5 protein-coding genes are annotated in these 6,922 nt (G+C 68.9%); all 5 read right to left on the bottom strand.

The window, feature by feature from the left end; all coding sequences use genetic code 11:
- Positions 1–280 precede the first annotated feature (280 nt).
- Positions 281–1,420: an ROK family protein gene (locus ABTZ99_RS44200; protein WP_499619135.1), complete on the bottom strand. Its 1,140-nt coding sequence runs from the start codon at positions 1,418–1,420 to the stop codon at positions 281–283.
- A 220-nt stretch (positions 1,421–1,640) separates the two neighbouring features.
- A complete protein-coding gene (locus ABTZ99_RS44205) occupies positions 1,641–2,744 on the bottom strand; it encodes a hypothetical protein (RefSeq protein WP_498786000.1) in 1,104 nt (367 codons plus the stop codon).
- Between the two features lie 250 nt (positions 2,745–2,994).
- The gene (gene mmsB, locus ABTZ99_RS44210) at positions 2,995–4,215 is read right to left on the bottom strand and encodes a multiple monosaccharide ABC transporter permease (RefSeq protein ID WP_498785998.1); all 1,221 of its coding nucleotides are present in this window, start codon (positions 4,213–4,215) and stop codon (positions 2,995–2,997) included.
- Positions 4,212–5,738 (bottom strand): multiple monosaccharide ABC transporter ATP-binding protein, encoded by a 1,527-nt coding sequence (gene mmsA, locus ABTZ99_RS44215; RefSeq protein ID WP_499619137.1) that lies wholly within the window; start codon positions 5,736–5,738, stop codon positions 4,212–4,214. Before mmsA ends, mmsB begins: the two co-directional genes overlap by 4 nt.
- Before the next feature lie 11 nt (positions 5,739–5,749).
- Positions 5,750–6,859 (bottom strand): multiple monosaccharide ABC transporter substrate-binding protein, encoded by a 1,110-nt coding sequence (gene chvE / locus ABTZ99_RS44220; protein ID WP_498785994.1) that lies wholly within the window; start codon positions 6,857–6,859, stop codon positions 5,750–5,752.
- Positions 6,860–6,922 lie beyond the last annotated feature (63 nt).

Genomic DNA, 6,922 nt, shown 5'->3' on the forward strand with positions numbered 1-6,922 from the left:
GTTCGGGTGCCATAGGCTGGTCGAAGCCGGGCAGGCTTGGCGGACGCTTTTCCCGCCAGGCCTGCCCGGCTTCGGCCTGCCTGGGGTGCCCGTAAGGGCCCCATGTCAAATCGAGCCGAACAGGACAAACACCACCCCGAACACCCAACTCACCACACCCGAACACTCAACTCGACCGACCTGAACGCTCAGCTCGGCACACCCGGAACGTCCGGACGCACGAGCTGAACGTTCGCCACACCCGACCTGAGCGTTCGACCCACTCGAGGGTGAGAAGCAGTCAGGGGCGGAGGCCACCGGTCAGGGTGGCGCGGATGGCCAGTGCCGCGCCCGAGCGGGCCCACTCGCCGAAGTCGAACGGCTGGACGTCCAGGTCGATGAGCGCCGGGTCGGCCTCGTAGCTCGCCCTGATCCCGTCCACCACCCGCTGCTCCGACACCTCGAAGAGCGGGAGCCCGTCACCCGTCAGCAGGATCTTCCGCGGATCCAGGAAGTTCGCCACCGTGGCGATCAGGACACCCAGCGCGTAGCCCGCGTCGTCGAACACCCGCTTGGCCACCGGGTCACCCGCCAACGCCCGCCCGACCGCTTCCTCGTACGTCGGGTCCCCATCCAACTGGCGCAGCATCACGTGCGTCATCAGGTAGCTCGACGCGCAACCGCGGTGGCCGTACCCGCACTGCGGACCGCTCGGGTCGATGAGGATGTGGGAGATCCTCGGCGTGAGGCCGTGCGCGCCCCGGACCAGCTTGCCGTCGATGATCACGCCGCAGCCGACGCCCGCGCCCACCGTGACCAGGGCCATCGAGTCCAGCCCCGCGCCCGCGCCGAACCAGTGCTCCGCCGACGTCAGCGCCTGCACGTCGTTGTCGACCGCCGTGGGGAGGGCGGTGGCGGCGGTGACCGCGTCGTGCAGCGGCACGTTCACCCACCGCAGGAACCCCGCCTCGGTCACCACCCCGTCGTGCACGGTGCCGCCCAGCGTCACGCCGATGGCCGTCAGGTTCGGGAAGCTCGCCGCGACCTCGGCGATCCGGGCGACCACGTCGGCCGGGTCGGTGGACCGCAGGGGCTGGTCCGCGGTGTCGACGACCTTGGCGGTGAGGTCGGTGACGACGGCGTAGAGGCGGTCGGCGGTGAGCTTCACGCCCAGGAAGTGGTGGGACTCGCCACGCACGTGGAGCATCTCCGAGGGCCTGCCGGTGGACGAGCGCAGTTGCGTCTCGCCCTCGACGAGCAGTCCGCTCAGCACGAGGGTGCGGGTCGCCCTGGTGAGGGTGGGCCGGGAGAGGTGGAGTCGGGTCGCGATCTCGGCCCGCGGCATCGTGCCGTGGATCAGGACCTCCAGCAGCACGTCACGCGCGACTTCGGGCAGGTCCGGCCAGGAACGAGCGGTGCGAGGGCCGGTTCCCGAGGTCACCGACCGAACATACCCGGACCAACCCGACCCGACCGGATCACCGCACAGCCACCACCCGCACCGCCAACCAGCCACGACCGCACCCCAGCCGACCGCACCCGACCGCACCCGACCGCACCCGACCGCACCGCACCACGACCACCAAACGCCGCGACCCGCGGTCCCCGCACAGCACGACCCGGGTCGCCGCACCGCCACGACCCGGGTCGTCACCGCACCACTAGCAGATGCTCTGCCTGCTGTTGACCAGCGTGTTGTTGCGGAACGTGGTGTTCGTCCCGCACGGGTTCTCGGTGATCGCCGAGTTGGTGACGGTCAGGTTCTGGATGATGACGTCCCGCGTCACCGGGAACTCGCTCCGCGCCGCCAACCGGATCTCGCCCCCGCCGCTCACGCTGCCGCTCTGGGCGGCGATGTTCACGTTGTAGCAGTTCTCGATCAGGATCGCGTTGTTGCCGGTGTTGGCGACGTCGATCCGGTCGATCTGCAGGCCGCCGCTCTCCGAGACGCAGAAGATGCCGCGACCGCCGCCGCGCGCCTTGACCGTCCCGACCCGGACGTTGATCGGGTAGCTGCTGCCGATCCGGCCGTTGCGGTTGGCCGTGCGGAACGCGGCGTAGCCGGTGCCGGCGCCCGCGTTCTCGGCGTCGACCGTGCCCACCGTGGCGTTGATCGTCTGGTTGAGCAGCAGGCCCGACTCGCCGACGCTGCGCGCCACCACCGTGCCGATGGTCAGGCCGTCCACCCCGTACGTCTCCACGGCGTGCGACCTGGCGCCCTGCACGTAGACGTAGTCGATGCGCACGTTGCGGGTCCACTGGCTGGTGTCGCCGCGGTTGTCGATGCGCACGCCCAGCCCGCCGGACAGGCGCATGTTCACGTTGCCGATCACCACGTTGGTGACGTTGCGCATGAAGATGCCGTACAGCGGGGTGCCGGTGAGGGTCAGGTTCTGGACCTCGATGTCGCGGACGCCGCGCGCGTAGACCGGCGCGTAGTCGCCCGAGCCGCTGCCGGTGACGTTGATGGTGCCGCACAGGTCGATCGTGGTGTAGCTGCGCATCGAGTACCGCTCGCCCGCGGGGATGGAGCCGGACGCCCGGACGACGATCCGCTCCTTGGACGTGCGGTTCGCGGTGAGGCTGTCGTTGGCCGCCTGCATCGCGGCGCGCAGGCTGCTTCCGGTGTAGACCGTGCTGCTGCCCCGGCGGGCCGTGAAGCTGCTGCCGGACCCGGTCACCTCGGCGTGGTAGGTGCCGTCGCCGCAGGCGGCCTGTGCCTCCGGCGCGGTGACCTGGAGCAGCGCCGCTGTCAACGCTGACACGGCGAGTAGTGCTTTCATGTGGTGATCTCCTAGGGCTTGGTAAGCGCTTTCCTGAGTGGCGGCGGAGATCGTGCTCGGCATTTCGACTGGAAGGTGGACGGTGGCGGCCCGTCGGGGGACGTGACGGGCCGCCGCCCGAGTCTGAACTGGGAGCGTTCCCAGGTCTGTTCGGTAGTGAATCCGAAGTGACCGGCCTACGTCAAGGGCCTGCCCCACAGGTGTGAGGCAGGCCCTTGATCGGTACAGAGGCTCAGGCACGGCCCCGGCGCTTGGTCCACACGTCGTAGGCGACGGCGGCCAGCAGCACGAGGCCCTTGACCAGCATCACCCGCTCGCTGGGCGCGCCGATCAACGACATGCCGTTGTTGATCACGCCCATGATCAGGCCGCCGGTGATCGCGCCGACCACCCGACCGACGCCGCCCTGCACCGCCGCGCCGCCGATGAACGCCGCCGCGATCGCGTCCAGCTCGAACGCGTTGCCCGCGGTCGGACCGGCCTGGTTGAGGCGACCGGCGAAGATCACGCCCGCCAGCGCGGACAGCAGGCCCATGTTCACGAACACCCAGAACGTGACCTGCTTGACCTTCACGCCGGACAGCGTCGCGGCCTGGAGGTTGCCGCCGATGGCGTAGATGTGCCGGCCGAACACCGACTTGTTCGCCATCACCGAGTAGCCCAGCGCCAGCACCGCGAGCAGCACGAGCACCCACGGCAGGTTGCGGAACCGGGCCAGCTGCACGACCACGGCCAGCACCACGGCCGCCGCCAGCGCGATCTTCGCCACGAAGATCGGGAACGGGTCCACGACCTGCCCGTAGCTCAGCCGCGCCTTGCGGTTGCGCCACTGGTTGAACGCGAACCCGGCCACCACCGCGACGCCGACCAGCAGGCTGACCAGGTCCGCGCCGCCGAGCGGGCCGAGGCCGACGTTGCCGAGGTAGCCCTCGGTGAAGCCGTTGGCCAGCGTGCGGATCTGGTCCGGGAACGGGCCGATGCCCTGGTTGCCCAGCACCGTCAGCGTCAGCGCCCGGAACACGAGCATGCCCGCCAGCGTCACGATGAACGCCGGGATGCCGAAGAACGCCACCCAGTAGCCCTGCGCCGCGCCGATCACCGCGCCCGAGAGCAGCGTGATGATCACCGCCAGCGGCCACGGCAGTCCCAGCTGGACGGTCAGCACCGCGCAGATCGCGCCGGTCAGCGCGACCACGGACCCGACCGACAGGTCGATGTGCCCGCCGATGATCACCAGGATCATGCCGATCGCCAGGATCAGCACGTACGAGTTCTGGACGATGATGTTGGAGATGTTCTGCGGTGTCAGCAGAGCGCCGTCCGTCAGCACCGTGAACAGCACCACGATCAGGGCGAACGCGATGTAGATGCCGGACTGCCGCAGGTTGAACGTGAACCTGCGCTGCGGCCCGGCCTGGGTCTTCAGCGCCTTGGCCGCGGTTTCGGTGGTCATGAGGTCTGTCCCTGGGTCATGTGGTGCATCAAGCGTTCCTGGGTTGCTTCCGCCCGGTCGAGCTCACCGGTGATGCGGCCCTCGGACAGGGCGTAGACCCGGTCGCACAGGCCGAGCAGCTCCGGCAGCTCGGAGGAGATGACCAGCACCGCGCGGCCCTGGTCGGCCAGGTCGTTGATGATCGAGTAGATCTCGTACTTCGCGCCGACGTCGATGCCGCGGGTCGGCTCGTCGAGGATGAGCACGTCCGGGTCGGTGAACATCCACTTCGCCAGCACGACCTTCTGCTGGTTGCCGCCCGACAGCGACGCGGTCGGGGTGGCGACGCTGGGCGTCTTGATGTTCATCGAGCGCCGGTAGGACTCGGCGACCGAGTGCTCCTCGTTCTCGTTCACCCAGCCGCGCGGCGCCAGCTTGGCCAACCCGGCCGCGGACACGTTGAGCTGGACGTCCTGGATCAGGTTGAGCCCGTAGCGCTTGCGGTCCTCGCTGACGTAGGCCAGGCCGTGGTCGATGGCCTTGCGGACGGTGCGCGTGTCGATCTCGCGGCCGTCCTTGAAGACCTTGCCGGAGATTCCGACGCCGTAGGACCGCCCGAACACGCTCATCGCGAGCTCGGTGCGGCCCGCGCCCATGAGGCCCGCGAGACCGACGATCTCACCGCGCCGCAACGACAGCGTGGCGTTGTCGACCACGACCCGGTCGGGCTGGGACGGGCTGTGCACGGTCCAGCCCTCGATCCGCAGCACCTCGTCCCCGATGTGGGGCGTGCGCGGCGGGAACCGGTGCTCCAGGTCGCGGCCGACCATGCCGGAGATGATCCGGTCCTCGGTCACGTCCTTCGCGGGCAGCGTCTCGATGGTGCGCCCGTCGCGCAGGATCGTGATGCTGTCGGCGATCCTGGTCACCTCGTTGAGCTTGTGCGAGATGATCACCGAGGTGATGCCCTCGTCGCGCAGCCCGTCGAGCAGGTCGAGCAGGTGCGCGGAGTCGTCGTCGTTCAACGCCGCGGTCGGCTCGTCCAGGATCAGCAGCTTCACGTCCTTGGCCAGGGCCTTGGCGATCTCCACCAGCTGCTGCTTGCCGACGCCGAGGTCGTGCACGGGCGTCGTCGGGTTCTCCCGCAGGCCCACGCGGGCGAGCAGGGCGCCCGCCGCGTGGTTGGTGCGGTTCCAGTCGATGAACCCGCGCTTGGCCCGCTCGTTGCCGAGGAACAGGTTCTCCGCGACGGACAGCTGGCCGCACAGCGCCAGCTCCTGGTGGATGATCACGATGCCGCGCCGCTCGCTGTCGCGGACGCCGGCGAACGAGCAGGGCTCGCCCTCGAAGACGATCTCGCCCTCGTACGACCCGTGCGGGTGCACGCCGGAGAGCACCTTCATCAGCGTGGACTTGCCCGCGCCGTTCTCACCGCAGATCGCGTGGATCTCACCGCGCCGCACGGCGAGCGTGACGTCGTGCAGCGCGGTGACCCCGGCGAACCGCTTGGTGATGCCGCGCATCACCAGGATTTCGTCGGACATGGTGTGCAAACCTACTTCAGCTGATCCGCGGTGTAGTAGCCGCTGTCGACGAGCACCTTCTGGTAGTTGCCCTTGTCCACGATCACCGACTCGAGCAGGTACGACGGCACGACCTTCTTGCCGTTGTCGTAGTCCTTCTCGTTGTTGACCTCGGGCTTGCCGCCCTTGAGCACGGCGTCGGCCATCTTCACGGTGGTCGCCGCGAGCTCGCGGGTGTCCTTGTAGATCGTCGAGAACTGCTCGCCCGCGATGATCGACTTCACCGACGCGACCTCGGCGTCCTGGCCCGTGACGATCGGGTACGGGTTGCCGCCGGTGCCGTAACCGCTGCTCTTGAGCGCGGACAGGATGCCGATGGACAGGCCGTCGTACGGCGACAGCACGCCGTGCACCTGCGCACCGCCGTAGGAGGAGGTCAGCAGGTCTTCCATGCGCTTCTGGGCCGTCGCCGGGTCCCAACGCAGGATGGCGACCGTCTTGAAGTCGGTCTGGCCGCTCTTGACCACCAGCGTGCCCTTGTCGATGTGCGGCTGGAGCACCGACATCGCGCCGTTGAAGAAGAACGTGGCGTTGTTGTCGTCCGGCGAGCCGGCGAACAGCTCCACGTTCAGCGGGCCGGTCGCGGTGCCCGGGGTGCCGTCGGCGTTGAGCACCTTCAGCCCGGTCAGCAGCGACGTCGCCTGCTGCACGCCGACCTTGAAGTTGTCGAAGGTGGCGTAGTAGTCGACGCTGTCGGTGTTGCGCAGCAGCCGGTCGTAGGCGATGACCGGGATGTTGGCGTCCTGCGCCTGCTGCAGCTGCGAGGTGATCGCGGTGCCGTCGATCGAGGCCACGATGAGCAGCTTCGCGCCCTTGGTGATCTGGTTCTCGATCTGGTTGGCCTGCGTCGGGATGTCGTTCTCGGCGTACTGGAGGTCGACCTTGTAGCCCTTCTCCTCCAACGCCTTCTTGATGTTGTCGCCGTCGTGGATCCAGCGCTCCGACGAGCGGGTCGGCATGGTCACGCCGACGAGCGCGCCCTCCGTCGAGCCGGTCTGCTGGTCGACGGACTTCTCCGCCGACCCGCAGGCGGCGAGCATCAGGCCGGCCGCGGTGATGGCGGCGATCCGCGGAAACCTCATTGTTTCTCTCTCTCCCTAGATGTGGTGCTTGGTCCGCGACCGGCCGGCCCCGAGCAGGCCGGA

Origin of the sequence: Actinosynnema sp. NPDC002837 (assembly GCF_040295345.1) — a bacterium.
Classification (GTDB): Bacteria; Actinomycetota; Actinomycetes; order Mycobacteriales; family Pseudonocardiaceae; genus Actinosynnema.